29 protein-coding genes are annotated in these 24,969 nt (G+C 45.1%); 10 read left to right on the forward strand and 19 right to left on the reverse strand.

All coding sequences use genetic code 11. The features are described 5' to 3' along the window. The 3 genes from ACH2BK_RS04615 to ACH2BK_RS04625 are packed head-to-tail and all read left to right on the forward strand — an operon-like array spanning position 1 to position 2,522. A complete protein-coding gene (locus tag ACH2BK_RS04615) occupies positions 1-813 on the forward strand; it encodes a pyridoxine 5'-phosphate synthase (RefSeq protein WP_395002274.1) in 813 nt (270 codons plus the stop codon). 7 nt (positions 814-820) lie between these two features. Then, entirely contained in the window at positions 821-1,816 is a 996-nt protein-coding gene (gene pdxA, locus ACH2BK_RS04620; protein ID WP_395002275.1) for a 4-hydroxythreonine-4-phosphate dehydrogenase, read from the forward strand. Then, positions 1,809-2,522 carry a hypothetical protein gene (locus ACH2BK_RS04625; protein ID WP_395002276.1) on the forward strand — a complete coding sequence of 238 codons (714 nt, stop codon included), beginning with the start codon at positions 1,809-1,811 and terminating at the stop codon, positions 2,520-2,522. The genes pdxA and ACH2BK_RS04625 overlap by 8 nt, the downstream gene beginning before the upstream one ends. Positions 2,523-2,532: 10 nt before the next feature. Here ACH2BK_RS04625 and ACH2BK_RS04630 read toward each other — a convergent pair whose 3' ends face one another. After that, the gene (locus ACH2BK_RS04630) at positions 2,533-3,156 is read right to left on the reverse strand and encodes an HAD family hydrolase (RefSeq protein WP_395002277.1); all 624 of its coding nucleotides are present in this window, start codon (positions 3,154-3,156) and stop codon (positions 2,533-2,535) included. 95 nt (positions 3,157-3,251) lie between these two features. On the opposite strand from ACH2BK_RS04630, the gene ACH2BK_RS04635 reads away from it, so the two are divergent. Beyond that, positions 3,252-3,452, forward strand: coding sequence for a hypothetical protein (locus tag ACH2BK_RS04635; RefSeq protein ID WP_395002278.1), 201 nt, complete (start codon positions 3,252-3,254; stop codon positions 3,450-3,452). After that, complete coding sequence (locus ACH2BK_RS04640) at positions 3,418-3,849, forward strand: hypothetical protein (protein ID WP_395002279.1); 432 nt, start codon at positions 3,418-3,420, stop codon at positions 3,847-3,849. Before ACH2BK_RS04635 ends, ACH2BK_RS04640 begins: the two co-directional genes overlap by 35 nt. Here ACH2BK_RS04640 and ACH2BK_RS04645 read toward each other — a convergent pair. The 16 genes from ACH2BK_RS04645 to ACH2BK_RS04720 form a co-directional block, all read right to left on the reverse strand. After that, entirely contained in the window at positions 3,846-4,985 is a 1,140-nt protein-coding gene (locus ACH2BK_RS04645) for a glycosyltransferase family 2 protein (protein WP_395002280.1), read from the reverse strand. The genes ACH2BK_RS04640 and ACH2BK_RS04645 overlap by 4 nt on opposite strands. Beyond that, positions 4,985-6,313 carry a radical SAM protein gene (locus tag ACH2BK_RS04650; protein ID WP_395002343.1) on the reverse strand — a complete coding sequence of 443 codons (1,329 nt, stop codon included), beginning with the start codon at positions 6,311-6,313 and terminating at the stop codon, positions 4,985-4,987. The genes ACH2BK_RS04645 and ACH2BK_RS04650 overlap by 1 nt, the downstream gene beginning before the upstream one ends. Positions 6,314-6,469: 156 nt before the next feature. Continuing rightward, complete coding sequence (locus ACH2BK_RS04655; RefSeq protein WP_395002281.1) at positions 6,470-6,868, reverse strand: methyltransferase domain-containing protein; 399 nt, start codon at positions 6,866-6,868, stop codon at positions 6,470-6,472. A gap of 23 nt (positions 6,869-6,891) precedes the next feature. Then, on the reverse strand, positions 6,892-7,395 hold the full coding sequence (locus ACH2BK_RS04660) for a hypothetical protein (protein WP_395002282.1): 504 nt from the start codon (positions 7,393-7,395) through the stop codon (positions 6,892-6,894). Between the two features lie 50 nt (positions 7,396-7,445). Then, positions 7,446-8,270 carry a TylF/MycF/NovP-related O-methyltransferase gene (locus ACH2BK_RS04665; protein ID WP_395002283.1) on the reverse strand — a complete coding sequence of 275 codons (825 nt, stop codon included), beginning with the start codon at positions 8,268-8,270 and terminating at the stop codon, positions 7,446-7,448. Positions 8,271-8,406: 136 nt separating this feature from the next. After that, positions 8,407-9,084: a cytidylyltransferase domain-containing protein gene (locus ACH2BK_RS04670; protein ID WP_395002284.1), complete on the reverse strand. Its 678-nt coding sequence runs from the start codon at positions 9,082-9,084 to the stop codon at positions 8,407-8,409. Next, on the reverse strand, positions 9,077-9,292 hold the full coding sequence (locus ACH2BK_RS04675; RefSeq protein ID WP_395002285.1) for a hypothetical protein: 216 nt from the start codon (positions 9,290-9,292) through the stop codon (positions 9,077-9,079). The genes ACH2BK_RS04670 and ACH2BK_RS04675 overlap by 8 nt, the downstream gene beginning before the upstream one ends. Next, positions 9,244-9,981: a cytidylyltransferase domain-containing protein gene (locus ACH2BK_RS04680; RefSeq protein ID WP_395002286.1), complete on the reverse strand. Its 738-nt coding sequence runs from the start codon at positions 9,979-9,981 to the stop codon at positions 9,244-9,246. The genes ACH2BK_RS04675 and ACH2BK_RS04680 overlap by 49 nt, the downstream gene beginning before the upstream one ends. Then, entirely contained in the window at positions 9,978-10,895 is a 918-nt protein-coding gene (locus ACH2BK_RS04685; RefSeq protein ID WP_395002344.1) for an NAD-dependent epimerase/dehydratase family protein, read from the reverse strand. The genes ACH2BK_RS04680 and ACH2BK_RS04685 overlap by 4 nt, the downstream gene beginning before the upstream one ends. Further along, the gene (locus tag ACH2BK_RS04690) at positions 10,895-12,190 is read right to left on the reverse strand and encodes a cytidylyltransferase domain-containing protein (RefSeq protein WP_395002287.1); all 1,296 of its coding nucleotides are present in this window, start codon (positions 12,188-12,190) and stop codon (positions 10,895-10,897) included. Before ACH2BK_RS04690 ends, ACH2BK_RS04685 begins: the two co-directional genes overlap by 1 nt. Next, on the reverse strand, positions 12,174-12,842 hold the full coding sequence (locus tag ACH2BK_RS04695; protein ID WP_395002288.1) for an NTP transferase domain-containing protein: 669 nt from the start codon (positions 12,840-12,842) through the stop codon (positions 12,174-12,176). Before ACH2BK_RS04695 ends, ACH2BK_RS04690 begins: the two co-directional genes overlap by 17 nt. Continuing rightward, positions 12,839-13,615 (reverse strand): aldolase/citrate lyase family protein, encoded by a 777-nt coding sequence (locus ACH2BK_RS04700; RefSeq protein ID WP_395002289.1) that lies wholly within the window; start codon positions 13,613-13,615, stop codon positions 12,839-12,841. Before ACH2BK_RS04700 ends, ACH2BK_RS04695 begins: the two co-directional genes overlap by 4 nt. Next, a complete protein-coding gene (locus ACH2BK_RS04705) occupies positions 13,612-15,045 on the reverse strand; it encodes a 3-deoxy-manno-octulosonate cytidylyltransferase (RefSeq protein ID WP_395002290.1) in 1,434 nt (477 codons plus the stop codon). Before ACH2BK_RS04705 ends, ACH2BK_RS04700 begins: the two co-directional genes overlap by 4 nt. Beyond that, positions 15,042-15,530 (reverse strand): hypothetical protein, encoded by a 489-nt coding sequence (locus ACH2BK_RS04710; RefSeq protein ID WP_395002291.1) that lies wholly within the window; start codon positions 15,528-15,530, stop codon positions 15,042-15,044. The genes ACH2BK_RS04705 and ACH2BK_RS04710 overlap by 4 nt, the downstream gene beginning before the upstream one ends. After that, positions 15,431-16,156 (reverse strand): cytidylyltransferase domain-containing protein, encoded by a 726-nt coding sequence (locus ACH2BK_RS04715; protein WP_395002292.1) that lies wholly within the window; start codon positions 16,154-16,156, stop codon positions 15,431-15,433. The genes ACH2BK_RS04710 and ACH2BK_RS04715 overlap by 100 nt, the downstream gene beginning before the upstream one ends. Continuing rightward, complete coding sequence (locus ACH2BK_RS04720) at positions 16,153-18,168, reverse strand: hypothetical protein (protein ID WP_395002293.1); 2,016 nt, start codon at positions 18,166-18,168, stop codon at positions 16,153-16,155. The genes ACH2BK_RS04715 and ACH2BK_RS04720 overlap by 4 nt, the downstream gene beginning before the upstream one ends. Between ACH2BK_RS04720 and ACH2BK_RS04725 the strand changes: the two genes are divergently transcribed. Beyond that, on the forward strand, positions 18,156-18,284 hold the full coding sequence (locus ACH2BK_RS04725) for a hypothetical protein (protein ID WP_395002294.1): 129 nt from the start codon (positions 18,156-18,158) through the stop codon (positions 18,282-18,284). The genes ACH2BK_RS04720 and ACH2BK_RS04725 overlap by 13 nt on opposite strands. On the opposite strand, the gene ACH2BK_RS04730 is transcribed toward ACH2BK_RS04725, so the two are convergent. Then, the gene (locus ACH2BK_RS04730) at positions 18,281-19,978 is read right to left on the reverse strand and encodes a cytidylyltransferase domain-containing protein (RefSeq protein ID WP_395002295.1); all 1,698 of its coding nucleotides are present in this window, start codon (positions 19,976-19,978) and stop codon (positions 18,281-18,283) included. The genes ACH2BK_RS04725 and ACH2BK_RS04730 overlap by 4 nt on opposite strands. Next, entirely contained in the window at positions 19,978-20,952 is a 975-nt protein-coding gene (locus tag ACH2BK_RS04735; protein ID WP_395002296.1) for a cytidylyltransferase domain-containing protein, read from the reverse strand. The genes ACH2BK_RS04730 and ACH2BK_RS04735 overlap by 1 nt, the downstream gene beginning before the upstream one ends. Positions 20,953-21,131: 179 nt before the next feature. Between ACH2BK_RS04735 and ACH2BK_RS04740 the strand changes: the two genes are divergently transcribed. The 4 genes from ACH2BK_RS04740 to ACH2BK_RS04755 are packed head-to-tail and all read left to right on the forward strand — an operon-like array spanning position 21,132 to position 24,968. Then, complete coding sequence (locus ACH2BK_RS04740; RefSeq protein ID WP_395002297.1) at positions 21,132-21,962, forward strand: cytidylyltransferase domain-containing protein; 831 nt, start codon at positions 21,132-21,134, stop codon at positions 21,960-21,962. After that, positions 21,962-22,702, forward strand: a complete 741-nt coding sequence (locus ACH2BK_RS04745) for a cytidylyltransferase domain-containing protein (RefSeq protein WP_395002298.1) — start codon at positions 21,962-21,964, stop codon at positions 22,700-22,702. The genes ACH2BK_RS04740 and ACH2BK_RS04745 overlap by 1 nt, the downstream gene beginning before the upstream one ends. Beyond that, complete coding sequence (locus tag ACH2BK_RS04750; RefSeq protein ID WP_395002299.1) at positions 22,702-23,361, forward strand: cytidylyltransferase domain-containing protein; 660 nt, start codon at positions 22,702-22,704, stop codon at positions 23,359-23,361. The genes ACH2BK_RS04745 and ACH2BK_RS04750 overlap by 1 nt, the downstream gene beginning before the upstream one ends. Beyond that, positions 23,358-24,968 (forward strand): aldolase catalytic domain-containing protein, encoded by a 1,611-nt coding sequence (locus ACH2BK_RS04755; RefSeq protein ID WP_395002300.1) that lies wholly within the window; start codon positions 23,358-23,360, stop codon positions 24,966-24,968. The genes ACH2BK_RS04750 and ACH2BK_RS04755 overlap by 4 nt, the downstream gene beginning before the upstream one ends. Position 24,969: the final 1 nt, after the last annotated feature.

The following is a 24,969-nucleotide window of genomic DNA, read 5'->3' on the forward strand; positions in this document are numbered from 1 at the left end:
ATGCGACTTGGTGTGAATGTCGATCATATCGCGACTTTGCGAGAGGCGAGGGCTATCAATGAGCCAAATCCGCTAGAAGCGGTGTTTGTCGCCAAAAATGCGGGCGCGCACCAAATCACAATCCACTTGCGCGAAGACAGACGCCATATCCACGATAGTGATGTGCGCTCCATCATCGCCCAATCCCCGCTACCTGTCAATGTCGAATGCGCCCTCACAGAATCTATCACCGAGATTCTCTGCGCTCTCACTCCGCATCGCATAACCCTCGTGCCCGAAAAACGTCAAGAAGTAACGACTGAAGGAGGCTTAGACCTCAAAGCCCACCAAGATTCTATCGCGCGCACCCTCTCGCGCTACCACGCGCACGGTATCCATACCGCACTTTTTATCGATCCTAGCGTTGAGAATGTTACACTTGCTAAAGAGCTAGGCGCGCATTGCGTCGAGCTCCACACGGGCAAGTATGCCAACCTCCACCTTATGCGCAGCTCCAACCTCCCCAAAACCCATCATAGCCTTAGCGAGTTTGCCCTCCCCGCTAGCGAGTTAGAATCTCTGCTAGATTCTGAGCTCACCCTGCTTGCTAATAGCGCGAAAACCGCGCGTGAAGTGGGGCTAGAGTGCTTTGCTGGGCACGGGCTAAACTACCAAAATATCGCGCCAATACGCGCCATAGATGAGATTAGCGAGCTCAATATCGGGCATTCTATCATCGCGCGCGCGGTTTTTGTGGGGCTAGAGCGCGCCATAGCCGATATGCTAACCCTCTGCAGACGCACCCCCCAAAACCCGCACCATAGGCAAACATAGGCGAGCTATGCAAAAAAAGAAAGTGGCGATAAGTATCGGCGATGTCAATGGCGTAGGCTTAGAGATTGCCATCAGAGCGCACGCACACATTAGCCAATACGCCACGCCAATGTATTGCGTGCATAAGGAAATTTTAGAGCAAGCCTACGCGCTTTTAGAATCTAGTGCTATAGAATCTAGTATGATAAAATCCCACACCACACAATCCACCAAAGCCCTATCAAAGCTACCAAAACTGCCCGAGTCCTCCCTCTGCCCCCCTCCCACACGCGAGATCCCACTCATCACGCCCGGCGCGCTAGATTCACTAAGCGGGGCGTATAGCTATGCGAGCTTTACACACGCGTGCGATTTGGTAGATAGCGGGGAATGTGCGTCAGTGCTCACCCTCCCCATCCACAAGCTCGCGTGGCAGATGGCAGGTATCCCCCACATAGGGCACACCGACGCGCTTAAAAGCCGCTATGGGAGCGAGGGGATTATGATGCTAGGCTGTGAATCTCTCTTTGTCGCGCTCTTTAGCGATCATATCGCGCTAAAAGATGTCAGCGCGCGTATCCACACACGCGCGCTTAGAGAGTTTTTGCTAAACCTTGCGCGGTGCGTGCCTGATATGAACGAGTGCGCGGTGCTTGGGCTCAATCCCCATTGCGGCGATGGGGGGCTTATGGGCGAGGAGGACGCGCTCATCACGCAAGCTATCACACAGGCTAATGAGGCTTTGGGCAGGGCGATGTTTGTGGGGGCACTGCCGCCAGATTCCGCCTTTAGCCCGCACAATCGCGCGCGCTTTAAGCATTATGTGAGTATGTATCACGATGTGGGGCTAGCCCCGCTTAAGGCTCTGTATTTTGAGCAGAGTATCAATGTAACGCTAAATCTCCCCATATTGCGCGCTTCTGTCGATCACGGCGTGGCGTTTGACAAAGCCTACAAGGCTAAGGAGCTAAGCCTGCAGAGCTATATCAATGCTCTCAAATATGTGGTGAGCGCGCGTGGATAAGTTTGACTTCACTGCCCAAATCGCCCAGCAACAAAAGGGCGAGATTCAGACTTTGCGCGCAGAGTGTGAGAATCTCCAAAAAACTATCGCGACGCTCACACAAAATCTCGCGCAAAAAGATTCAGAAACCGCCTCGCTAAGCCGCTATATCGATGAGCTAGAATCCCGCAATGCCGCGCTCCTGCAAACCATCAAGCAAAAGGACGCACTCATCGCACAGATAGAATCCAACGCGCAGCATTTTGGCACGCAAATCGATGAGCTGCTGCATATGCTCCTAAACCTCGAGCGCGAGCACCAAGGCGCGCCACAAGATTCCAAAAACTTCACGGAATTCCGAGAATCGGTGCATTTTGGCGAGGATAAGGAATTTTTGTTTGGGCTTAATATCGATGACGCCTTTATCGCCCAAAACTCCTACACGACGATAAAATACTATCTGTTTAACCTCGATTGCAAATTCGCCCAAACCTTTGACTTGCCAAATCTCCACCCACAAAGCAAACAAGACCTCCACCTCATCGGGGAGACTTTCAGCGCGCTTTTGCGCTTAGAATCTTATCGGCGCAATGACGGCTTGCGCGGTATCATCGAGGTGCTGCCTGCCGATATGCTCACTCCCGCGCAGATTCGCTACTATGGCAACCTCGATATACGCGAGGATTTTGAAAACTTCGTGCGGAGTTATAGTCAAAAAACTACATAAACTCTCACTCCTACCCCACCACAAAGTCCCCAAAGCTCTCTATATAGCCCGCGCCAAGCTCGCGCAAACTCGGATTGTTGTATCCATAAAAGGCGATGGCATTAGCCCTCGCTGCCTCGTAGTCATTGACACTATCGCCAATTAGCAGGCAGTCTCTAGACTCATAGCGATTTTGCGAGAGAATCTGCGCGAGCAAATCGATTTTGGGCGTGGGCGAGCCGTGTATGGAGTGAAAATATTGCGCTATGCCAAGATTTTGGCACAAAAAGTTTAGCTCATTATGCTCCGAGCCTGAGGCGATATGGAAGCGCATTGCTTTATGATTTTGTTTGATAAACTCTAGGCTGTCGTGTATGAGGTAGTTTGGATTGCTAAGCTCACGGCGCATAATCTCGCTAAACCTCGCCGCATAGCGCGCCACCTCATCATCGCTAATAGGCTCACGCACAATCTCATCAAAAAAATAAGCGATTTTGTGAAAGCGAGAAAGTCCGCCATTGCGATGATGATAGGCGATGAGCTCCTCTATATGCGCACGCTCAAACCCGCGCAAAATCTCTCTAAACCCATAATCTCGCACCGCGAGACTATCAAGAATCACACCATCAAAATCCCAAATAACACATTGTGGCATAGCACTCCTTTGTGAAAAAATCCCACAATGGTAGCATAAATTTAGATTCAGTTTCTTGAGCTACAATCAGCCAAAATCAGTAAGAGGAGTTTCCTATGAATAAAACGCCCTTAAAGAAAAATCCCGGTATCAATGCCTTAGGGGGAATTATGAGCACCCAAAAAAAATCAGCTCCCAAAAAGCTCACAGGTAGTTTTAATGCTGGACTTAAAACCTTGCGAATGCTAGCAACCAAACAAAGACAAACACAAAATGTAACAAATGATGGATATAACGCAAGCAATACTGCAAAATAGCGAATTTCTTATATCTCTTATAGCTGTCTTTATAGCGGCTATAAGTGCATACGCAGCAATCAAAAATATCCATCTCTCAAGAATATCTTTCCAAAGAACAACCACTCTCCAAACAGAGATTTTTATCCTCAATGCCTACAAAGAATATGTAGGCACAATGTATGATAAAAATGCAAGTGATGAATACCGACAGGAAGCTAGAACACAATTCCTTATGGCAATAGACTTGTATTGCAAATATGTGATCAATGGGCACTTAGATAAAAAGCTATCAGATGATAACCTCCATTTTTTTGAAGAATGTATCCTAGCATTTAGAGATATCATCAAAAACGATATACAAAATTACAACAACATTGCGGATTATGTCAAAAAATACAATATTTCTTTAGACTAGTGCAACACAATCCTAAAAAATGCCCAAATCTTTTGACTTAGTGTAAAATCACACAAACTCAAAATCTTGAGATAATCACGCTTTTTGGGCTTAGGTGCAAGGAGAAACTCCTGCATAAACACCCTATATGTGAGCAAAATACCATTTTTCTCCATAATTTGAGCAAAAAGCTCCTGCACAGCCAAAGTCCTGCCAAACTCATAGCTTGGGCTAAAGCTCTTGCCACAATAGTTATTAGTTGTATGCACCCGATACACGATACCCTCATATGAAGTGCGATACATCTTAGCCCCCACCAGCGCAGCTCCATAAATGATACAATCATCAGCCCGAATCCGCCACTTAGATTCTATACTCCTAAGCGGTAGGATCTTGGCTAAGGTCTCGCGTGTGATAGCGATACTTGAAGTGCTTGTGCCAAAGTATGTGAGCAAATAGTAGGTGCGAAAAATCCCAAAGGACAAGTCCCCTATAGGCAATGCAAGCCCTCGTGAGGGCATTACCTTATCAAAAGAGCTATTGGCTAGTTCCAAATCTACCCGTTTAGATGGCTTAGATTCTATAATGTCGCTAATGGGCTGAGATTCTATTATTTCTACGCAATTTGCTTGTGGCAAATTGGTATCGCTCGTGGAGAGTGAATCTCCACTCGCTCCGCTTCGCGCACATGTCAGCCCTGAATCTATGTGCTGAGATTCTTTAGATTCTATAATGTCGCTAATGGGCTTAGATTCTATGCCCATATCCAAAATCTTTGGGTTGCAAAAAATATAATCGCATTGTTGGCTTTGGAATTGCTCCACGATGTGCGCTACATACTCGGGCTGCATATAGTCATCAGCGTCCAAAAAAAGCACGATCTCACTCTTACTATCAAGATTCTCAAAGCCTGTGTTAAACGCGCCTAGCTGCCCTTGATTGGCTTGAGTGATGAGCTTTAGGCGCGCGGAAGTGGGAAATTCACTAGGAAATGCACGCCTTAATACCTCTACGCTCTTATCACTACTCCCATCATCAATGATATTTATTATGATGTTTGTATAGCTTTGTTTAAGGACAGAATCCACGCACTGCACGATATAGTCTTGATAATTGTATAAGGAGATGATGACCTCTACTTGTGGTTGCGCACTCATTAGCCTCTCTCTATCTCCTCAATCTCTTGAGGGGTAAAATACCACTCCCACTCTTGTGTTTCGATGACTTTTAGTTGATGTCTGGAGTAAAACTTGGGATCTTTTACCTCCCTATCAAGCTTGATTGGCTTGACACTCGCGCTCCCAAACTCCTCAATAAAATCACAAGCAAATCCATCACAAATGGCTTTTATACTGCATTCTTGACACTTTTTGGTGTGGATCTTTTCGTGTGTGAGATCCCTAAAAACCTTATGCTGCTCTTTGTAGAAATGCTCGACTTTACTTAGACTTGGATCAAGCTCACAAAAGGGCGTATAGAATCTAAGCTTGCGCACAATCTTATCTTGATAATCCTCTGTGGGTGCGTATCGTGGCGCAAGATTCACAAATGGCATAATTGCCCTTTTAAGCCACATAAGGCTTTTGAGCCTAAAGGCACGCCCTAATTTAAGGCGCGTGAGATAGTAGCGTGTAGATCGTGGCTCTATGAGTGCCTTTGCCTGCCTTTGGGCTGCCCTATCTGTCCATAGGCGTAGGCTATGCTCCCACTCGTGTATATCATACACACTCTGTAAGCCATTGTAGATATTTTTGCGATATTTTTCATCAACCACACAAAATGGCAAAAAGCGCAGATTCACTTCTATGCCATTGGCTTCTAGTCTATCGATACAGGGCATGAGCTTTTGAGCGATGATGTCATAATAGGGGATTTGGTATGTATCACGAAGTCGCTTCTGATCGCCCGAGTTGTTGTATCCGAGGAAATTCACTACCCTCGCGTGTGAATCTAGTGCAATATCCGTAAGAGACTCCAAATCCTCAATCACTTCATTGCTTAACACGGCGTTTATGCGGATAGGGACTTCTAAAGTCTTGAGATTTTGCAAAGCTTGCATTTGCTTCTCAAAAGCCCCCTTTTTGCCCACAATCCTATTATAATTCTCCCCTATACCATGCAAAGACACCAAAAAATCATAAATCCCAGCCTCTTTAAATTTTTTGGCGTATTCAAACTTACTTAGAGCGATGAGATTGGTAATCAGCGTGGGTTTAAGCCCGATACTCACACAATACTCAATAAGCTCAAAAATATGTGGATAAATCGTGGGCTCGCCACCTTGGATATCGATACTATTGCAGCCGTATTCTTCTACAAATATCTTGCACATTGCTTTGGCTTTCTCTAATGTGAAAAAGGGGTGCTCTGGGTGTGTCCTATCGGCAATCCTCGAAGCGAAGTAGCAAAAATAACAGCTAAGGTTGCAAGTCTGCCCCAGCCAGATAACGGCTCGGCGCGTGGGAAGTCGTTTGGTAGAAAGTATGTAATGGGAAGGATTTTTACTAAATTGCCCCCCCCCCGAAGTTAGGCTTAAATCTCTGCATTACAAATCCTTTAGAATCTAAATATAAAAGGCTCGGATTGTAACTAAAAAACCTTAAAAAACATTAAAGATTCTAAGCCAAAGCGTGCCAAAGATTTATCGCTTCCTAAACTGCGCGATGAGCGTATCCGTCGCGCCTACGGAGGCGAGAGCGGATTCATAAGATTCTTGCAGGATTTGAGAATCCAAAAACCCTCCCCATATCTTTTGCCCCGCTGGCAAGCCATTGCTAAGCCAATGCAGCGTGTTTGAGAGTGGATAGCGCTGGACACATTTGACAAAATCCACCGCTAATCCCGCCTTTTGCCCAAGTTTGCGTAAGGTATGGGGATTGTAGAGATACAAATGCGGACTCCAATAGGTAAATTCACTAAAAGCTTTGTTTTTGTAGATAGTCAGTAGGGCGTCATTGGCGTTTGGCACTTCGATAATCATCTTGCCATTGTCTTTAAGCAGTGAGGCGAGCTGGCGCAAAATCCCGATAGGATCTGCCAAATGCTCGATGACATGAAAGGCTGTTAAGAGATCATAATTCCCCCCCCCCCGGAAGTGGTTTTATCGGGGTGGTTTTGTTGCTGGGCTTGGCATGATTGCGCGATTGCAAATGCCTCCTCCAAACTAGAAGCTAGCGGTATGCCATAGCGTTCATACACAGGTTTCACTTGGGATTCTAGCTCGATACCTAGCACGCTTTTGGCAAAGGGCTTGGCTTGGATAAGAAATCCCCCATACCCACTGCCAAAATCCACAATGTCCTTGCCAATGAGTGAATCTAGCACGAACTCTAGCCGTGAGCGATTGAACTTATACATATCATTGATAAAGTCCTTGCGTCCTGTTAGCTCATAGACTTGCTGCTGGTTGTGCATACCGCCTTGAGCATAAAACTCATCGCTTGTGCTCTGCTCACTCAAAAACACCAAACCACAAGATTCACACTCCAAAATCTCGATACTAGGGTTATCGCGCACCTTGCCCTCACGCCTAAAATACCTCTCACTTCCGCATAGATAGCACTGCATACAAACTCCTTGCACTAAATTTATGCGCGCATTATACCACAAGCCAACTCCTATGCCCTGCACACCGCGATACTGATGTCATCGCCTATGGGTATGGCAAAGATGTTATGCTTGGTGCAAAACTCATCAACTGCCCTTTTAACACCCGGATATGCGGAATTAAAATAATCGTGTATGAGGATCGCTCCTCCGCGTGAAAGCCTAGGGTAAAAAAACTCTAATCCCGCTAAAATAGGCTCATACAAATCCGGATCGAGATTGACAAAGCAAAATCGCTCATTCTCTAGCCCCGCCGCTGTTTGTGGAAAATAGCCCTTTTTGATAACCACCTTACTTGGATTTGGCATTTTGCTCATCACAAGCTCTATTGAAGTATCGCCCAAATGCCCCTCGCTAAAGTATTCTTTAACCTCACGAGATTCACTATCCAAATCCCGCTTATCAAAGCCCTCAAAGGTGTCAAAGAGATAGAGAGTTTTAGCGGCAAACAACGCATTCATATGCTTGGCAAAATCCCCCTGAAACACGCCCACTTCAGCTATATCGCCCTCTATGCTCTTATCCTTGCACTCCTTAGCAAAGCTTTTTAAGAAGTTTATGCGCGCCTCTAGCTTTACCCTAAGGTGTATGTGCTCGATCTTTTCCATCGGCACGCCATAGGATTTTAGCTGCGCTAGCACATCGTCATAGCCCACCATTGTCGCTAGGATAATCTTGTCAAATTGTGTGTTTAGAATCTGCTTGGGAGGTTGCACGCTGAAGGTAAAGGATTTATCGGCTACACGAAATTCTAGCTGTGTATGCCACTTTTTAGAATCGTTATCTACAAAGAAGAGTATATTGCCCCCCCCCCCCCGGAAGTGGATTTTGCCCATTGTCCTGCCCTAGCAACTCTTGGGCGAGGATTTTTGCACTACTGCCTGCACCAAATATAATCACATTTTGCATTTTGCGCTCCTTAGAAAAATTATAGAATCTACTGCTAGATTCTAAGCCGCCATTATAGCGACTCTAGCCGTGATACAAGCTTAGAAGCGCTCGTGCCATCTCATAGTCCTCATACTCATCGATGTCAATCCCCGCAAGCTTTGAGACACAGAATCTATAAGGGTTTTTGCCCAAAAAATAGCCCTCTTTTAGGATAGATTCTCTATCTCTCATATACAAGCCATTGGTTACACGAAAGATATCGGGTAGCTCTTGGCTAATGGTGTGATGTCTGTTGGCTTGGTAGTTTAGGGGCTTATGGCTATCCCAAAAATACTCTTTTAGCAAATTCGCGCTAAAAAGCGAGTCGTATCGCCGCTCCCCCGCCACGCACTTAGCATAGATTCTAAAAGCCTCTTGGTATTCTCTAGGTTTCATCAGCGGCACTACGGCTGTAACCCACGCGATATGCGCAAACTCTATATCCCTCACAATCCCCACTATCACTTCACTAAAGCTCGCCCTATGCCCGATAGCGAGGTATCTCTCCCTATGATGCACGCGCACGCCGCATTTTTTAGCAATTAGAGCTAGCTGCTTGCTCTCGGTGCTCACAAACACATTGTTTGGTGGCATAATCTCTAGAATCTGCCGTATTTTCCACTCCAACAGATTCATATTGCCAAAGGGCAGCAGGGCTTTGTGCCTAATCCTAGAGCTCCCCAAACGCACGGGGATCACCACTGCCAAACTCTCAAGCATAGCGCACCGCCGAAGTGAATCTAGCGACGCTAAAGGCGTAAATCCTGTGAGATTCTATAATGTTTGCCAGAGAGTTTGTGTGCGAGCCTGTGTGTGAATCTCTGCGTGAATCTCTAAAAAATTGCGCGAGCGCTACGCTGCTTTTAAGGGAATATGTATTTACCCCCCCCCCCCCGAAAGAGGCACTCCGCCATTTTCCCTTAGCCACTGCTCACTTTTAGCCAAATCCTCAAGCGTATGCACATCAAAGCAGCCTTGTGTGAAAATGGGCTTTATGTTATTGCCCAAAAACACCCACGGCTTTTGCCCATCTTTGGCATACAGAGACTTTGTGAGATTGAGCACCCAAAAGTTGTGGCACAAAAAATAGCAAGATTGCAAATCCTGCCGATTGGTAGAAATCTCCATATCGCCAAACTCAAAAAACGGCTCGAGGCTTCCCTGCGCGTTTAGTCGCTTGGCACGATAGGGGTGATGGTCCTGATCCTTTTGCACCGGCACGACTGCGCTAATGCTAGAATCTCGCTCTATCATCGCGATAGCTTGTGCTATCCACTCACTTTTAATCGTCGCGGAGTTTGCGAGCAATACCACAAGCACATCGGGCACAAAGCCAAAGTGTGAATCCATAAACTCAAGCGCGTGCCTTATCGCATCGATATGCTGAGAAGTGGGCAGAGCTAGCTCCTGTGGGCGTTTAATGGGCGTGTAGCCCAAATCCTGTGCGATACGCAAAATCTTCTCATCATCACTGCTGACAAAATGCCTCTGTATGCCCTCCACCGCCAACGCCGCCCTTGCCGGATAGCTCAAAAGCGGCGCGCCAAAAAGCGGGAGGATATTTTTATCTGGCAATGTGTTATTCCCCCTGCCTGTGAGCAATGCCGCGACTTTCATAGCACGTCCTTAGCATACGCATACATTTTGCTAAGTCCCTCTGTGAGCGAGACTTTGGGACTCCAGCCAAGGCTTTGGAGCTTAGCAATATCTGCGAGCGAGCCAAATGTATCGCCCTCGTGCCCTCCGACATTACGCACTTCAAAGGATTCTCTAGGCTTAGGACATAGCGACAAAATACACTCGATGAGCTCGCCCACACGCGTAGGCTTCGCACTTCCGACATTATAGATTTGTGAATCTGTTTGGGATTTTAGCCCCAAAAGCAGGGCTTGCACCACATCATCGACATACACAAAATCCCTATATCGCTGCAGCGAGCCCGTTACGCGCAGACAATCTGATGTAAGGGCTTGTGTCATAAAGATACTTGCCATGCCTTGCCTAAGGTTGTGCATATCCTGCCCAGCTCCATAGACATTAAAGAGCCTAAAAATGCTCCATTTCACGCCAAACTGCCCAAAGCTTTTGATATAGGCTTCGCCACAGAGCTTAGAGACGCCATAGTTTGAGAGAGGAGCGAGGGGGGTAGATTCAGAGATTTCGCCCTCTTGGTTGCCATATGTCGCCATAGAAGAGCTAAAGATAATCTTTCGCGCCCCGCAAGCGCGGGCGAAGTTGCACACATTGAGCGTGCCCTTGACATTGGTATCGACATCTAGGGTTGGATTTTCTTGTGAGATAGCCCCGGAGGTTTGGGCAGCTAGATGAAAAATATGGCTAAAGCTCTTGTGGTGCAAAATCCCAAAATTTGCAGCCTCGCGGATATCCACCTCATAGCATTCATACTCTTTGTGATAGGGCTTAAACCTTTGGGGCAAATCAAGCAAACTCACTTCATAAGCTAAATCTGTGAGCTTGCGTGCCAACGCCGTGCCGATAAACCCCGCTCCGCCAGTGATTAAGATCTTCATCACGCCACCCATTCCATTCTATTTACACAAGTTTTGCTACACAAAACTTGTGTATCGGCAATGTGAGCTAAGCCCCCATTGCCTCCGCTGCGCGAGCATACACGCAATCTAGTGCGAGATTCTAGAATCCTTAGTGTCAGCGCGTCAGGAACGCCACTTGGGCTGGCAGATTCTCTATAAACCGAGCTAGGGCTTATCATTTTATGCAAGTTTGCTAGGGCAAACTTGCTATCGCTTGTGGATTGTGAGTCTGTGAAACTAGATTCTAAATTGCCCCCCCCCCGAGAGCGATTTTGGAAGTGGTTTTGCTCCCTTAAATACGCATAGCCCGCCTTAGCACAGATATAATCAAACTCCGTATCAATGTCTATAGCGTGGGCTTGGGGCAAACACACCAAATAAGGGCGTGCGCCAAAAAAATACCGCCATTTGCGCATATTTTCACGCGCAGCGAGATAAAATCCATTGACTACCACAAAATACTCGGGGAGATTCTGTGAGGGCGTATGATGGACGCCTGTGCGGTAGTTTATGGGTTTAAAACTATCCCACAGATATTCTTTAAAACTCCGCACAGAAATCACGCTATCAAACTCCCTAGAGCCTGTCATTTTATTGCAATTTGCTTGGGGCAAATTGCTACCGCTCGTGAAGAGTGGATCTCCACTCGCTCCGCTGCGCGAGCATACAAAAGATTTTTTAGAATCTAAAGTATCGTTTGGTGTCAGCGCGTCATCAAGGCGTTCTAGGCAAACATCTTTTCTATACGCTAGATTCTGGGGCAAATTGCTATCGCTCGTGGAGAGTGGATCTCCACTCGCTCCGCCATTATTGAATCTTGGCGAACATACACTGCCCCAATCCATTGGCTTAGATTCTCTAGATTCTGTAATGTCGCAAGCTGGCTTAGAGCCTAGCACTCTCTCTTGATACACTTCTATGGCGTTTGCTAAGTCTTTTTCATCACAGAGCGGACACACACAGGGCGCATACAAGATATGCTCCCCACTCCCCACTTCACTTGCTAAATGCTCGATGAGCTCGCTAAAACTTTTAGTGCGCTCATCGGCAAACTCTCGCGCTCGTCTGTGTGTAGCCACCCCCTCACTCCGTGCCATCTCTAGCATTAGCTCGCTATCTGATGAGACGATGATCTCATCTATCCCCGCCACTTTTTTAAGCTGACGAATCTTATGTATGAGGAGATTGCACTCCCCAAAGGGCAAAATATTTTTGTGTTTTAGCCTCGTTGATCCCTCCCGCACAGGGATAATCGCACTAATGCCTATGCCCATATCCAACCTCCTTAGCAAAATACATCGTGATGAGCTCTCTGGCTATCGTGTAGTCCTCTATGTCTTTAATCTCGATACTTGCGAGATTCTCAAGCCTAAAAAATGCAGAATCTGCAAAGATAAAATTTTGTGTCCTCTTAGCTTTGGCGCGTTTAAAGATATAGCACCCATTGACTACTAGTAGCACTGGCTGGGTTTGCGTGCGCAGAGCAAAGGCGTTTTCTACATTGAGCCTTTTGCCTTGGTAAAACACAAACTCGTGGAGCTCCCTAACCGAGACAAGCGCGCTATGCCCTGCCCCCACAAACTCCTCATACATACTCTGATACACGCTAGCACTGACAAATGGCGTCGTGCAATGCGCATAGACAATATCCTCAAACTTAAGACACCCAAGCAACTCTTGGATATTTTGCATATAGCTTTTTGTGCTATCGCGTGGGGCAAACTCCACGCCCTCACGCAACGCCATATCGCGTATTTTTTGGCTCTGGGAGCTGATGTAGATTTGGGATTTTGGGGCGAACTCTTTGCATTGGGCGATTTTCCACTCTAGCAGTGTCGTATCGCCAAATGGCGCGAGATCGCCCTCTTTGTGGTAGCGATTAGAATCTTGTGCGGGGATTATCACACACACATTGTCTTTGTTCATAGCATTCTCCTTTTGAGTTCGGGCAGGCGCGCGATTTCAGAATCTATGTGCAAATCGCTAAATTCTTTTTTGGAGAGGATATAGAGCTCTTCAAACCTCAACGCCTCTGTAATCGCCTCACTCTTCTCGCAAAAGCTCTGCGTGGGGAGTATGACTTTGCGCGTTTCAAGCTGATTGATATGGGCTTTAAGCGTGGCGTAGGTGGTGTTTAGATTCTCAATGCTAGCGCGGCTTAGTCCCCCACCAATGCCAAGCGTGAGAGGGTAGCCTCGCATTTGACAAACCACACTAGAGAGAGTGGCATAGATTTGCTCACTCTCTGGCGTAATGCCCAAATCCAAAAACGAAGCACTTAAATCCGAACGCCCGATATTGATGTTATGAAACCTTCCATTAGCATACGCCAAAATCTCGCTTAGGTTGTCGATGGCGGTTTTAGTCTCGATATTAAGCGTAGTGTGGATAGGCGTGTCTTTGTAAAATTTCTTAATGCCCTCATAAAACTTTTTAGCCCCAAACACACTCTCTACCATAGGCGCGATGATCCCATCTACACCGATTTCTATCGCATCTTTTATATCCCGCAGGGCTTCCACACCACCGATTTTTATATGTAGCTTCACGCCCGCACTCGAGGTAAGCCGCCTAAGTCGCATAATATCGCGAAAGCTCGCGCCCTCCGCCTCAAACTCAGCCTTAATGCCCTGCAGCCCAAATGCGTTTTTTAGTTTGCAAAGCTGCTCATAGAGGAACTTTTCTGTGCCAAACATCATACCGCGCGCCTTATCACATTGTGCAAGTTTGCCCTAGCAAACTTGCTACCGCTTGTGAGGAGTGAATCCTCGCTCGCTCCGCTGCGCGAACATACAGCAGATTTTTTAGAATCTAAAGTATTGTTTGGTGTCAGCGCGTCAGGAACACCACTTGGGCTGGCAGATTCTCTATAAACCGAGCTAGAGCCTAAGCCCACACGAGATTCTATGTTTTCTCTAAACTCCGCGCTTGGCTTTGCCCCATTACAATATGTAGGTGCGATAGCACCAACCGCCTCTCGCCCTTGTCGTGTGTGGCAAAGCGCAAGCTTCTTTAGAAAAAATGCGTTAAGAGAATGCAGGAGTGCATTTTTAGCATTTTTGCCTAGACAAGGATACAGCGAGGCACTCCCGCCAAAAGATATACTTTTGGCTGCGCAAAAAGCGGCGGCTTTTTCGGGGCTAAGGGGAGCGGGGAGGGGATAACACCCCTTTTTCTTTTGCGCAAACAAGCGATGATGAGAATCTAGGGAATATCCGTGAGAAAGTGAATCTAAAAGGCTAGATTCTAAGTTTGCCTTAGATTCTAAATTTGAATCTAAAGTGCTAAAACTAGATTCTGAATGTTGTCTTTTAAGGGAATATCTATTTACCCCCCCCCCGGAGGATAAAAATCTGTGGTTATTTTGGGCTTTAGATTCTGTAGTGTCGCTAGCCATATGAGATTCTATGATTTTCACAACGCGTTGTAAGTCTTTGGGCGTATCCACCGACATAGACACACAATCTTCAAGCACGCTCACATATATCTTTTTGTGATTTTCTAAAAGGCGCAAAAGCTCAATATCCTCAATATGCTCCAAATCCCCAACTTCTGTGCGTGCAAAAAACTCCAAAGCCCTCGCACTCATCAAGTATGCGCCTATATTTTTGTAGTAGTTATAATGCAGTGCGGATTTGGGGAATGGTATGCAGGAGCGCGACATAAACACAAGCTCTTGGCGTTTGTTGAGCGCGAGCTTGATAGTCGTGGGATTTACTACATCTACGGGATTATCAAAAGTTTTTGCAAGCATATAGGCTTCATAGCCCGCCTTTGTGCGCGCTTTTGACAAAAGCTCTGCAACCTCTTTGGCTCTGATAAGTGGCTCATCGCCCATCCACACGAGATACCAATCCGCCTTAATGCTACGCGCAACTTCAGCAACTCTATCCGTGCCGCTGGCGTGTGTATCGGCAGTGAGTATCGCCTCTAAGCCCATTTTTTGACACTCACGCAGCAGCAGGGGACTCTCGGTGGCGACATACACTCCACAGACATCTGTGAGCTTTTTGGCTTCTTGATACACCCACCACACCATAGGCTTCCCACAAATATCCGCTAAAGGCTTACCCGGAAATCTGCTAGAGGCATACCTAGCAGGAATCACACAAATTGTATTTTTCATCATACCGCGCGCCTTATCATATTGTGCAAGTTTGCCCTAGCAAACTTGCTGCCGCTTGCGAGGAGTGAATCCTCGCTCGCTCCGCTACGCGAGCATACACTACAATCTTTGCGAGATTCTAGAATCCTTAGTGTCAGCGCATCAGGAACGCCACTTGGGCTAGCACCTTTGCTATAAACCGAGCTAGGGCTTATCATTTTATGCAAGTTTGCCCTAGCAAACTTGCTGCCGCTTGCGAGGAGTGAATCCTCGCTCGCTCCGCTGCGCGAGCATACAAGAAGTTTTTTAGAATCTAGATTGTTGTTTGGTTTTGGGGTGTTGAGGGCGTAATGTGAGTAAAAAGATCGTGTATAAATTAGCGCAGATTCTCGTTTTGACCTATAGGCAATTACCCCCCCCCCCCGAAAGAGGACAAATCTAGCGCGCTCACTCTTTGGCTCTGTGCAAACTCTAAAATGGCTTGAGCGATGGCAAAATCCTCCTGCCAATCCACATCAAAGCCCGTGATTTTGTCCGTGATATACAAATAGGGCTTTTGCCCTATCCTATCTCCTTGTGTGCGATAGATACGCGCATTTGCCAAAAAACACGCGCTATTTACCTCAAAAATCGGCGTGAGATTCTGTGTCTGGGGCCATTTGAATCTGCTCCTGTCGTAATTAATGGGCTTGCCACTATCCCACAAAAATCCATAAAGCGCATTGACACTCATAAGCGAATCATATCCCTGCTCCAAACACGCGCGATATCGCTCTATAGCCTCGCTGTATTGCTTGCTCCCAAAAAATGGTGAAGTTACATGCGTCCAGAGGATCTCCCCCTTGCCTATGAGCTCACGCGCATAAGCGATGAGAGAATCTGTGCTAGTAGAGCTAGCGCATAGATTCTCATCGCGTTTGTGCGTGATGATTTTGGCATTCTTAAGACTTTGGGCAAAGCCTAGCACTTTTTCATCATCAGAACTCACAAAAATCCTATCAATCTCACGCGTGCTTGAGAGCTGTAAGAGCTTAAGCTCCAAAAGCCCATTTGCAAATCTCCCAATGGGCTTGGTGTTTTTGTGTGGCACACGCTGGCTCCCCCTCCTGCAGGGCAAAAAGACATTCACACTCATACGCACTCCTCAAAAATACTCGGCGTGAGAAAGCTAAAGTCTATCCTGCCTTTTAGCTTCCTAAGGGCGCGTTGCAAAATGCTATTTTGCTCCCTCATCGCCTCATCATAGGCTTGTATATCGCACTCATCATACGCATAGTTTTGCTCGCCCACGCGGTAGCCATCAAGCCCCGCGATCTCCACGCTCTCCACGCCCTGTCGTGCGAGATAGTGCAGCAAAAGCACCGTAGCATTGGTAAAAAACTCTCCATCGATAAATACCAAATCACGATACTCTAGGACAATCGATGGGCTTTTGGTGGTTTTGATATTGTTGGTGATGATGATTTTTTCACAAGGCAGGGTGGATGCAAACTCATCATAACGCTTTTGGTTGGCAAAAAAATAATAATCACACACAAATTCTGCTTTGTGGTTTATGGCTATAGTTATGTGCTCTTGCATTTTTATCGCAGATTCTATGCATTGGCTATGCTCTAGCACGCTCGCACCCGGGGCAAGTAGTAAGAATTTTTTATCACTTAGCAATGCACCGCGTGCTTTGAGCTTAGATTCTAAAAGTGTGTCGATGTAGAGCTTTTCTATAAGCTCCTTGTCAAAATTTGAGCGACTGGATTCTGGGATTTTTTGGAGGACTTTTTGAATCGTGGCAATGTGGGTGTTGTTTTTGCGCGTGAGGAAGTTGGCATAATTTGGGTGAATCTCAAGCGATGCCGAGAGGTATTGTGCCGGAGAAAACCCCCACGAATGCCTTGCCATAAGAGATTCTAGCAGAGAATCTATCACTTCAAGTAGTGGCGTGATGTGATAGTGCTTTGCCATCTCTTTATTGAGAAAATCCGCGATAAGCTCGGTATTGAGATTGCCCGCACCCCTGCCTATACCATAGATACTAGCGTCCAAAATCACCTCGCGCTTGAGATTGCTTTGGGTAAGGTTGATAGCATTGGCAAAGGCTAGCTGCATATTATTGTGCGAGTGATAGCCTAGCGCGATTTGTGAATCCAGATTGCTATCACTAAGTAGCAAGTATCGCCCAAACTCACGCAGTGTCATCGAGCCAAAGCTATCGACGATATAAAAGGCGTGGGGACGCAGGGCATTGAGCGATTCTAGCATCGTGAGAAACTCAATATCGCTATATCGCTTCGTAACCATAGGCTGGAAAAACACTTTGTAGCCCAGATCTTGCAAAATCTTAGCTTGGGTAAGTGCCTCAGATAAATGCTCCTTGTGAAACGCTAGACGCAAACCTGTAATGTGTGAATCCTGCGCTGGCTTTAAATGCGAGAGACTAAAGTCTCCGAGATTTATCATTGCGACAAACATTGTTTTATTGCAATTTGCTTGGGGCAAATTGCTGCCGCTCGTGGAGAGTAAATCTCCACTCGCTCCGCTGCGCGAACATACACTCAATCTAGTGCGAGATTCTAGAATCTTTAGTGTCTGCGCGTCAGGAACGCGATTTGGGTTGGCAGATTCTCTATAAACCGAGCTTGAGCTTATCATCTCATTGCAATTTGCTTGGGGCAAATTGCTGCCGCTCGTGGAGAGTAAATCTCCACTCGCTCCGCTGCGCGAACATACAGCAGATTTTTCAGAATCTAAATCGCGCTTTGGTGTCGCCACCTCATCAACGCCGCTTGGGCTAACGCCTTTTTTATAAACCAAATTTTCTTGGGGCAAATTGCTGCCGCTCGTGGAGAGTAAATCTCCACTCGCTCCGCCATTATTGAATCTTGGCGCGCACACCCTCTCTGAATCTATGGGCTTAGATTCTATAGCGTCGCTAGAGATTACAGAATCTAGCAGCCTATCTATGCTAGCAATGTCCCTAAAAAGCGTGCTATCGCGCTCTAAGCCCTTATTACTAAGATACCCACACTCGATAACCTCCACCTTAGAATCTAGCAGGGCACGGAGGATTTTTGTGATATGGCTTTGCTTAAACGCCCATTTGTTGATATACCCGCCATCACGCAAGGTGCAATCAAGGAGTGCGATACGCATTAGGCAGCCTTATCCACACATACGCCGCGCTTTTGGGCGAGGCGACTCTCCCACGCAAATTGCGCTCTTATGGACGCGAGCTTTGCTGCTCCATAATTGCCCATAAGGGCTACTAAATTGCCCCCCCCCCCCGAGAGCTAAATATCCTATATAGCTCCTCCACATAGGGCTTTTTACACTTTGTTCTCATATCTGCGGGTATGAGGCGCACAAATTCCTTAAACTCCGATACACTCACACTAGGCTCTATCTCTAGCAGATAGGTAGCGAAATTTGGGTGGCACCCATACAAAGCTGTGATGAAAAAATATGGGCTATATCCCCACTTTTTATATCTTTTGATAGGTTCTATATAGGCACTTATCAAATCTAGGATTTTTTCAATATCGTATTTTGGAGTGCGCATTGCATTGTAGTATTGCGCGATAAGCTCGGTGTAGAGATTGCCCGCACCGCGTCCCATACCCTCTAGGGAAGCATCGAGGATAAGCGTCCTTTTGGTGTCGTATTCTAAAACATCTTGAGCGCAGTTAAAGGCTAAATCCATATTGTTGTGTGAGTGAAAGCCTACCATCACATTCTCGCCCGCGATAGAATCTATCACATCAAAATACCGCCTAATGTCTCGCTTAGTCATATACCCAAAGCTATCCACAATCGCAATACATTGTATGTCAAACTTACAAAGCTCTCGGATTAGATTCTCATATTCTTGCAGCGTGTAGTCTATGGTTACCATTGGTTGCATAAAAGTCTCATAGCCACATTGGATACTTTGTTGGCAAAGTGCTAGCGCCTCTTGTATCTGGTGTTTGTAAAACACAATCCTTAGCCCATCAATGGACTTGCCACTGCGATTTGTAATATCTTGAGGGCCAAGCTGCGCTACATCAGCCATCGCCAAAAATTTACTCTCTCCCCTATCTGTGGGCAAAAAATCCGCAATGCGTTCAATGCTAGCAAAAATACTTTTATTGGGCGCGTGAATGTGTGGATTGACATACCCACATTCTATAAAGTCTATATGTGCCCCACAAAGCCCATCAATCATCTGTATGATATTGTGCTCCCCAAACTCCCAATCGACTACATAGCCCCCATCACGCAAGGTGCAATCAAGTATTTTTGGCATTTGGACTCCTTTGTTTGAATCTTGAGATTGTCGAGACTCACAGGATTGGATAATCTCTGCGAGCTCAAAATCTTCTTTGGTATTGATATCAATCGCTTCTTTCAAACCCACCTCTATGGCTTTGGGATTATTACCAATCCTCCTGCGTAGCTCCCCAAAAACCTCATTTTTAAACACATACACACCCGAGGTTTCCCGATATATCACTTCTAGATCTTGACTTCTTGGGACATTGCGCGCATCAAAGTTTAGTGGCATAAAATCCTTTGTCCATAAAAAATCCTGAATCCTAGTCGCACTAAATGCCGAGTCGTAGCCTTCTTTGAGCACACTATCGATACAAGCCTGCAAGGTTTTTGGTGACAAAAACGGCGCGGTAGCGTGCGTATAGACATACACATCCGCACGCACCACAGCGCTAAAAGCTTCAAAAATTTGCGTGAAATTACTCTCATCGCTATCTAGTCTTGTATCTCTTTGGAGAAACTTCACTCCCCTTGGGACATACTCCATAATGCTTTCCTGACTACAATACACATAAATATCATCTAAAATCTCTAGGGAAAGCAGTGTTTTAAGATTGTGATTAAGCAAAAATGTGTCGCCAAGCTTTAGGAGATTCTTATTTGGAAGTCTTTTATTGTGTAATTTTATAGGCATAACACTCACGATTTTCATTATGCCGCCTTTTTGGTAGGGGCAACTAATGCGAGCGGATTGCCCAAAGTGGAGCGTGTCTTGAGGCAGGAATTGGCGGGATAAATATCTTTTAGGCAGCTAAATAAGCTATATCTATTTGCCCCCCCCCCGAGAGCGGATTTGCCATCGTTTTGGGATTTTTTGGATTCTGCAATGTCGTTGGCAACACTAGATTCTATTCTCTCATCGTGAGTATCGCGAGAGTCACGCTCTTGCATAGCATTCGCAGCATACGATTCTACAATCGCCCTCGCTAGGAGATAATCGCGCATTTCATTAATGTCCAAAAATTCCTCTTTTGGTATCTCAAACAAATACGGCTTTTTGCCAAAAAAATAACTATTTGCCTTCATTTGCGCATAAGGTTGTATGAAAATCCCACCATCTTGCATATACAGAGGTGGCAGGGCTTTGGCTGGAGTGTGGCGGAGTGCGTATGGATTGTAATTTAGCGGTGTGTGCTTATCGCCGCGCCACAGATGCTCTCTAAGCTCCACTACCGAGCACAAGCTATCATATCTTGGGATATTGGACAAAAACGCGCTGATGGCGGTATCGTATGTGGGCGCGCTAATGAGTGGATTGGTGCAGTGCGCCCACACAACAACATCAGTGCAGATAAGAGACATCATCTCTCCTATCATTTCATTAGCACTTGCCCTACTCTCATCGCAAAAATACGCCCCACGCTCTACAACTTCTGCTCCTGCGCCTCGTGCTATGGAGCGCATCTGCTCACAATCTGATCCAAAAACCACTCTGTGAATCTGCTTAGTAGCTCTTAGTTGGAGAATTTTGCGCTCTATGAGGCTTTGACCACCAAGCTCTAGCATAGACTTGGACTTTATCCTCACTGAACCCTTGCGCGCTACCACAACAGCCGTTATTTCCATAGAATCTTCCTTAAACACGATACGCCTAATGTCAAAAAGATTGAAAATGGTAATTTTCATACAATCTTAAGCCTGCTAAGCCCCGTATTTTAGTGTTTTTTTCTTAAAAGTTATTTAAAAATTGTGCTACTTTTTGTAAATCACAAAACGACAAAGCCCTAAAAATAGGGATTTTGCATTTATGAAAATTACCATTTACAATCTTGCACAATGTGGAATAAAGCTCTTTGAAAGGATAAATGATGTATGTGGCGATTATCCCAGTGCGTGAAGGCTCACAACGCGTAAAAAACAAAAATACCAAACCCTTTGCGAGTAGCTCCCTGCTTGAGATAAAGATACGCCAAATGCTGCGCATCAAGGCACTTGGGCATATTGATGAAATGATTGTCAATTCAGATTCTAAGGCTATGCTCGAGCTAGCTACCAAACTTGGGGCGACACCCATAGAGCGCGAGAAATACTACGCAAGCAGCGAAGTGCCTATCAACGAAGCATTGCATAACTTCGCGAGTAACGCACCGGGCGAGTATATACTGCTGTGCAATGCCACAAGTCCGCTCATCACAGATGAAAGTATTATCGCGTGCATACAGACATTTAAGAAAAATTTTTCAACTTACGACTCACTTGCTACGACAAATCTCTGCAAAGAATTCCTCTATCTCAATGGCAAAGCTCTCAATTATGATCCCACACACAAACCACGCTCACAAGATTTGCCAGATATTTTGGTGCTCAATAGCGCACTTTATATCATCTCCCGCACGCTCATGCTACAAAAATGCGATGTCGTGGGAGACAAGCCATATTTTTTCACCCTCAGCCAGCTTGAAGGCGTGGATATAGACAGTGAGCTAGATTTTGAGATTGCAGAGTTTTTGTATAAAAAATATCATATAGGGGGGGGGGCAGGAGATAAATGCTCGCTAAAGACTACGCAAATCTCACAATCTGCTTGGGAATCTTGGCGGCTTACATTTGGAGATTGTATAGCAGCGCACGCGTTAGATTCTATATTTGCCCCTATATCCTTAGATCCTGCGCGATTTACACGAGAGGTGGCGTGATGAAAGTAGTCGCCTTTGTCCCAATCAAGCTCAATAACGAAAGAACACCCGGAAAGAATCTAAAAACATTTTATGACGGGACCCCTCTTGTGCATTTTGTGCAAAAAACTCTACTTCAGTGCAAGGATATTGATGAGCGATATGTCTTTTGTAGTAGCGAGTCCATAAAGCCATATCTACTAGATGGCATAAGGTTTCTTAAGCGAAGTGAAAGCCTCGATAGCAAAGAAACGCTCTGTGGGGATTTGATACGAGCGTTTATAAATGCAGTAGATTCAGATATTTACATTATAGCGCATGCCACACTGCCATTTGTGAGCGTTGAAACTTATGAAAATTGTATCAAAGCAGTAAAAAATGGACTCTACACCTCATCAATGCCAGCACTTAAGATTCAAAATCTCGTTTGGTTTAAAAACACACCACTTAATTTCAAGCTTGATAAACCTCCTAGGACACAAGACTTGCAGCCCGTATTTTCTGAAGTAGCTTCACCCTGCGTGTTTTGCAAAGATGTGTTTCTCAAACACGGCAGCAGAAGTGGCGATAAGCACTTTTTTTATGAAGTCAATCACATAGAGGCCATAGATATTGACTATCCACAAGATTTTGAATTTGCAAATCTTATTTATAAGAATATTCTAAATGGGGGGGGGGGCAGTAGATGTCTAGCACACTTTTTGCAATCCCCATATTGCTCTCTATCACGCTCTGTGCGATTTGTGCAAGAGGTGGCGTGATGAAAATCGTCGCCTATATCCCAATCAAGCTCAACAATGAGCGGCTACCAAATAAAAATATCAAAACCTTTTTTGACAAAACACCACTGATACATTTTGTGCAAAGAACACTTTTGCAAATCCCTGATATTAGTCAAATCTATGTGTATTGTAGCGATGAATCCATAAAGCCCTATCTGCTTGAAGGCGTGCAGTTTTTGCAACGCTCAAAGTCCCTAGACACTCAACAAACGCTATGCGGGGATATCATAGATTCCTTTATCAATACAATCAAATCTGATATTTATGTCCTAGCACATGCTACTGCGCCATTTGTCAATGCACAAACCTATATCAAATGTATAGAATCTGTCAAGTCCGGTATGTTTGATTCTGCGTTTGGAGCAAGAAAATACCAAAATTTTGTGTGGTATCGCAATAAGCCTCTAAACTTTTCTCTCGATAGGGCGTTACGCACACAGGATATGTCCCCCGTATATCACGAGGTTTCCTCGCCCTATGTCTTTACACAGCAAACCTTTGAAACATATCGAGGAAGGACAGGCGCAAATCCCTATATATGTGAATGTAGCGAGATTGAAAGCATAGACATCGACTATCCACGAGACTTCGAGCTTGCAAATATTGTGTATAAACATATCATCAAAGGAAAAAAATGAAGCATACAAAAATACTTGATTGCACCCTAAGAGATGGGGCATATCTAGTCGATAAGACTTTTGGAGAAAACACACAACGAGGCATTATAAACAACCTTATCAACGCAGGAATTGATATCATCGAGTTAGGATTTTTGCAAAATGAGGGTTTTGGCGAGGGCAAAAGCGTCTTTAAGACTCCCAAAGAAGCCGCTAAATATATCCCTAAAGATACAAAATCTACAGAATTTGCACTGATGGCTGATTTTAGCCGCTATGATTTTACAAACCTAGAAAGCTATAGTCCGAGTGATAAGATTCAAAATATCCGACTTTGTTTTTTCAAACACGAGAGGTTTGAGAGCCTAAAACTCATACAAAAAATCCAAGCAAAAGGCTACAAACTTTTTATCCAACCCGTGGATATTTTAGGGTATAGCGATATGGAAATTTTGCAGCTTATAGAAATTGCTAATGAAGCTATGCCATTTGCTTTTAGCATTGTGGATACCTTTGGCTCAATGTATATTGAGGACTTGCGCAGAATCTGGACGCTGATTAATCATAATCTACACAAAGACATACAAATAGGCTTCCATTCACATAATAACTTACAGCTCTCAAGTGCGCTTGCTCAAGAGTTTGTGCGCCTTAGTCAAAATACACGAAAAATCGTGCTAGACGCCACGCTCAATGGTATGGGACGTGGGGCAGGAAACACCTGCACAGAACTTGTGGCTTTGTATATGAATGAAAAATTTGCCTATAACTATGGCTTAGACAAAATCTTAGATTCTATTGATATTTATCTCAATCCCCTCAAAAAACAATGCACTTGGGGATATAGCATACCTTACTATATCACGGGTATGTGTAGCGCACATACAAACAACATCACCTATCTTTTAGAAAAAAATAATATCGCTTCAAAAGATCTTATGGCGATACTAGATAAGGTGGATTCACAAACAAGGAAACGATACGATTATGATTTGTTAGAATCCACATACCTTGAGCATATCACACAAAGCATTGATGATAGTGTCGCTTTTAGTGCGCTAGAAAATGTATTAACACACAAAAATGTTTTGATTTTAGCGCCGGGCAAATCGCTTTTCACGCACAAGCAAAAAATACAAACCTTTATACAAGAAACCAAGAATCTCATCGTAATCAGTGTCAATTTTTACCATCAAGATTTTAGCAATGACTTTATGTTTTTGAGTAATATAAAGCGGTATCAATTTTGGCAAAACGATGCGGATTTTGCACAGATTCCTAAAATTTTGCTCTCAAATATCAAGCCTGATATATCGACAAATAGCTATATCCTAAACCTCAAAAGAGTGATAAAAAAAGGCTGGGAGAATTTGGATAATTCTATGATTTTGCTTTTGCGATTGCTTGATAGTTTTGCTCTAGATTCTATCCATATCGCTGGATTTGATGGCTATGAGTTGATAGAGGAAAATTACTTTGATGAGGAGCTAGAGCGAAGCCTCACTCCAAATGAGACAAAACACATCAACGCCCAAATAGAATCTATGCTAAAAGAATACATTAAAACACGCACGCATACTGCTAAAATTACCTGCCTTACAGAATCTAAATTTTCGAAGTGTTTGTGAT

It is taken from the genome of uncultured Helicobacter sp. (assembly GCF_949282165.1).
Lineage (GTDB): Bacteria > Campylobacterota > Campylobacteria > Campylobacterales > Helicobacteraceae > Helicobacter_F.

What these genes read in the sequence shown, in the direction of transcription:
- ACH2BK_RS04670 (WP_395002284.1), bottom strand. Translation starts at nt 9,084, where the DNA reads ATGCTTGAGAGTTTGGCAGTGGTGATCCCCGTGCGTTTGGGGAGCTCT.
- ACH2BK_RS04740 (WP_395002297.1), top strand. Translation starts at nt 21,132, where the DNA reads ATGATGTATGTGGCGATTATCCCAGTGCGTGAAGGCTCACAACGCGTA.
- ACH2BK_RS04690 (WP_395002287.1), bottom strand. Translation starts at nt 12,190, where the DNA reads ATGGGCATAGGCATTAGTGCGATTATCCCTGTGCGGGAGGGATCAACG.
- ACH2BK_RS04630 (WP_395002277.1), bottom strand. Translation starts at nt 3,156, where the DNA reads ATGCCACAATGTGTTATTTGGGATTTTGATGGTGTGATTCTTGATAGT.
- ACH2BK_RS04665 (WP_395002283.1), bottom strand. Translation starts at nt 8,270, where the DNA reads ATGGGCAAAATCCACTTCCGGGGGGGGGGGGGCAATATACTCTTCTTT.
- ACH2BK_RS04640 (WP_395002279.1), top strand. Translation starts at nt 3,418, where the DNA reads ATGATGGATATAACGCAAGCAATACTGCAAAATAGCGAATTTCTTATA.
- ACH2BK_RS04615 (WP_395002274.1), top strand. Translation starts at nt 1, where the DNA reads ATGCGACTTGGTGTGAATGTCGATCATATCGCGACTTTGCGAGAGGCG.
- ACH2BK_RS04755 (WP_395002300.1), top strand. Translation starts at nt 23,358, where the DNA reads ATGAAGCATACAAAAATACTTGATTGCACCCTAAGAGATGGGGCATAT.
- ACH2BK_RS04695 (WP_395002288.1), bottom strand. Translation starts at nt 12,842, where the DNA reads ATGAACAAAGACAATGTGTGTGTGATAATCCCCGCACAAGATTCTAAT.
- ACH2BK_RS04750 (WP_395002299.1), top strand. Translation starts at nt 22,702, where the DNA reads ATGAAAATCGTCGCCTATATCCCAATCAAGCTCAACAATGAGCGGCTA.
- ACH2BK_RS04635 (WP_395002278.1), top strand. Translation starts at nt 3,252, where the DNA reads ATGAATAAAACGCCCTTAAAGAAAAATCCCGGTATCAATGCCTTAGGG.
- ACH2BK_RS04730 (WP_395002295.1), bottom strand. Translation starts at nt 19,978, where the DNA reads ATGAAAATCGTGAGTGTTATGCCTATAAAATTACACAATAAAAGACTT.
- ACH2BK_RS04705 (WP_395002290.1), bottom strand. Translation starts at nt 15,045, where the DNA reads ATGATGAAAAATACAATTTGTGTGATTCCTGCTAGGTATGCCTCTAGC.
- pdxA (WP_395002275.1), top strand. Translation starts at nt 821, where the DNA reads ATGCAAAAAAAGAAAGTGGCGATAAGTATCGGCGATGTCAATGGCGTA.
- ACH2BK_RS04680 (WP_395002286.1), bottom strand. Translation starts at nt 9,981, where the DNA reads ATGAAAGTCGCGGCATTGCTCACAGGCAGGGGGAATAACACATTGCCA.
- ACH2BK_RS04715 (WP_395002292.1), bottom strand. Translation starts at nt 16,156, where the DNA reads ATGAGTGTGAATGTCTTTTTGCCCTGCAGGAGGGGGAGCCAGCGTGTG.
- ACH2BK_RS04685 (WP_395002344.1), bottom strand. Translation starts at nt 10,895, where the DNA reads ATGAAGATCTTAATCACTGGCGGAGCGGGGTTTATCGGCACGGCGTTG.
- ACH2BK_RS04645 (WP_395002280.1), bottom strand. Translation starts at nt 4,985, where the DNA reads ATGAGTGCGCAACCACAAGTAGAGGTCATCATCTCCTTATACAATTAT.
- ACH2BK_RS04745 (WP_395002298.1), top strand. Translation starts at nt 21,962, where the DNA reads ATGAAAGTAGTCGCCTTTGTCCCAATCAAGCTCAATAACGAAAGAACA.
- ACH2BK_RS04700 (WP_395002289.1), bottom strand. Translation starts at nt 13,615, where the DNA reads ATGATGTTTGGCACAGAAAAGTTCCTCTATGAGCAGCTTTGCAAACTA.
- ACH2BK_RS04720 (WP_395002293.1), bottom strand. Translation starts at nt 18,168, where the DNA reads ATGCGTATCGCACTCCTTGATTGCACCTTGCGTGATGGCGGGTATATC.
- ACH2BK_RS04735 (WP_395002296.1), bottom strand. Translation starts at nt 20,952, where the DNA reads ATGAAAATTACCATTTTCAATCTTTTTGACATTAGGCGTATCGTGTTT.
- ACH2BK_RS04660 (WP_395002282.1), bottom strand. Translation starts at nt 7,395, where the DNA reads ATGCAGTGCTATCTATGCGGAAGTGAGAGGTATTTTAGGCGTGAGGGC.